The sequence below is a fragment of the Ruegeria sp. R8_1 genome (assembly GCF_017743815.1).
Classification (GTDB): domain Bacteria; phylum Pseudomonadota; class Alphaproteobacteria; order Rhodobacterales; family Rhodobacteraceae; genus Ruegeria; species Ruegeria lacuscaerulensis_A.
In genome coordinates this window covers 1-2,581 of sequence record NZ_JAGHRL010000015.1, presented here as the reverse complement: position 1 = coordinate 2,581, position 2,581 = coordinate 1, and the positions used below count along the sequence as shown (strand labels likewise).

Below are 2,581 nucleotides of genomic sequence, written 5' to 3'. Positions count from 1 at the left end.
AAAGGCGCCCGTTTGGGCGCCTTTTTGTGTTTTATGTGCTTTGGATCAGTCGATCATGGGCAGGAGCTTGTCCAGCGACTGCTTGGCGTCGCCATAGAACATGCGGGTGTTTTCCTTGAAGAACAGCGGGTTTTCGATGCCCGAATAGCCGGTGCCCTGACCTCGCTTGGACACAAACACCTGCTTTGCCTTCCAGCATTCCAGAACCGGCATCCCGGCGATGGGGCTGTTGGGATCTTCCTGCGCCGCAGGGTTCACGATGTCGTTCGACCCAATCACGATGGCCACATCCGTTTCCGGGAAGTCATCGTTGATCTCGTCCATCTCCAGCACGATGTCATAAGGCACCTTCGCCTCGGCCAGCAGCACGTTCATATGACCCGGCAGACGACCGGCAACGGGGTGGATCGCGAAGCGCACCTCTTTGCCCTTGGCGCGCAGTTTGCGGACCAGTTCGGAAACCGACTGCTGTGCCTGCGCAACCGCCATACCGTAGCCCGGAATAATGATCACACTGTCGGCGTCATTCAAAGCAGCCGCAACGCCATCGGCGTCAATCGCCACCTGCTCACCCTCAACTTCCATCTGCGGACCCGAGGTGCCGCCAAAGCCGCCCAGGATCACGCTGACAAAGTGACGGTTCATCGCCTTACACATGATGTAGGACAGGATCGCCCCCGACGAGCCAACCAGCGCACCCACAACGATCAGCAGGTCGTTGCCAAGGCTGAAGCCAATGGCCGCCGCAGCCCAACCCGAATACGAGTTCAGCATCGACACAACCACCGGCATGTCCGCGCCACCGATGCCCATGATCAGGTGATAGCCGATGAACAGCGCCGCCAGTGTCATCAGGATCAGCGGGAACAGACCACCCGACGCGGAGTACCAGATCAGACAGATCAGCGAGAGGCCAGCCGCCGCCGCGTTCAGCGCATGACCGCCGGGCAGCTTGGTCGCCGCAGACGTCACTTTGCCCGCCAGCTTGCCGTAAGCCACGACCGAACCGGTAAAGGTGATCGCACCGATGAAGATGCCCAGGAACAGTTCCACATGCAGGATCGTCAGCTCGGCCGCCGTCTTCTTGGCGATCAGCTTGGCAAAGGCGCCCAGATCCGACAGGTCCGCCTGGTTCGCCGCATCCGCAATCGCCATGACCTGCGCGACGTTGCCGATCTCAAAATGCGCGTTGAAGCCCACGAACACAGCCGCCAGACCCACGAGGCTGTGCATCGCGGCCACAAGCTGCGGCATCTCGGTCATCTGCACGCGTTTGGCGACATAGGACCCGATCAGACCGCCACCTGCGACCAGCAGCAGCGACAGCAGCCACAGGCCCGAACCGGGACCCACAAGCGTGGCAAAGACCGCCAGCGCCATACCGACAATACCGTACCAGACGGCGCGCTTGGCGCTTTCCTGGTTCGACAACCCGCCCAGAGACAGGATAAATAGGACAGCCGCAACAACATAAGCGGCAGTGGTGAAGCCAATCATCTACCCGGCCTCCTTAAGATTTCTGGAACATGGCGAGCATGCGCCGGGTGACAAGGAAACCGCCGAAGATGTTGATCCCGGCCATAAAGACCGACAGCGCCGCCAGCAGGATCACAAGGAACGAACCCGATCCGATCTGCATAAGTGCCCCAACAATGATGATCGACGAGATCGCGTTGGTGATCGCCATCAGCGGGGTGTGCAAGCTGTGCGCCACGCCCCAGATCACCTGGAAGCCCACAAACACGGCCAGCACGAACACGATGAAGTGCTGCATGAAGCTGGCCGGAGCGACCAGACCCACCAACAGCATCAGCGCGCCGCCGACACCCAGCAGGGTGAACTGCTGCTTGGTCTGCGCCTTGAACGCAGCAATCTCCTGCGCCTTTTTCTCTTCCGGGGTCAGTTCCTTGACCTCGGGCTTCTTCTGCGCCGCGATGGCCTGCACTTTCGGCGGCGGCGGCGGGAAGGTGATCTCACCCTCAAAGGTCACGGTCGAGCCGCGGATCACGTCATCTTCCATGTCGTGGTTGATCTGACCGTCCTTCTCGGGCGTCAGGTCAGACATCATGTGACGGATGTTGGTCGCGTACAGCGACGAGGACTGCGCCGCCATCCGGCTGGGGAAGTCGGTATAGCCGATGATGGTCACGCCATTGTCGGTCACGATCTTCTCATCCGCGACGGTCAGCTTGCAGTTGCCGCCTTTTTCCGCCGCAAGGTCCACGATGACCGAACCCGGCTTCATCGCCTCGACCATATCCTTGGTCCAAAGCTCAGGAGCCTCGCGGTTCGGGATCAGCGCGGTGGTGATGACGATGTCCATCTCGGGCGCCAGTTCGCGGAACTTGGCCAGCTGCGCTTCGCGGAATTCTTCGGACTGAACCGACGCATACCCGCCGGTGGCCGCGCCATCCTGCTGGTCTTCTTCAAAGTCCAGATAAACGAACTCGGCCCCCATCGACTCGACCTGTTCGGCCACTTCGGGGCGCACGTCGAACGCATAGGTGATCGCCCCCAGTGAGGTCGAGGTCCCGATCGCCGCCAGACCGGCCACGCCGGCCCCCACGATCAGAACTTTCGC

The 2,581-nt window shown here is 61.0% G+C and carries 2 protein-coding genes; both read right to left on the bottom strand.

The annotated features are described in order from the left end of the window. Positions 1-45: 45 nt before the first annotated feature. Positions 46-1,497: an NAD(P)(+) transhydrogenase (Re/Si-specific) subunit beta gene (locus J7380_RS20205; protein WP_209198685.1), complete on the bottom strand. Its 1,452-nt coding sequence runs from the start codon at positions 1,495-1,497 to the stop codon at positions 46-48. 13 nt (positions 1,498-1,510) lie between these two features. Then, the coding region (locus J7380_RS20200; RefSeq protein ID WP_209198683.1) for a Re/Si-specific NAD(P)(+) transhydrogenase subunit alpha at positions 1,511-2,581 on the bottom strand (1,071 nt) is incomplete at its 5' end.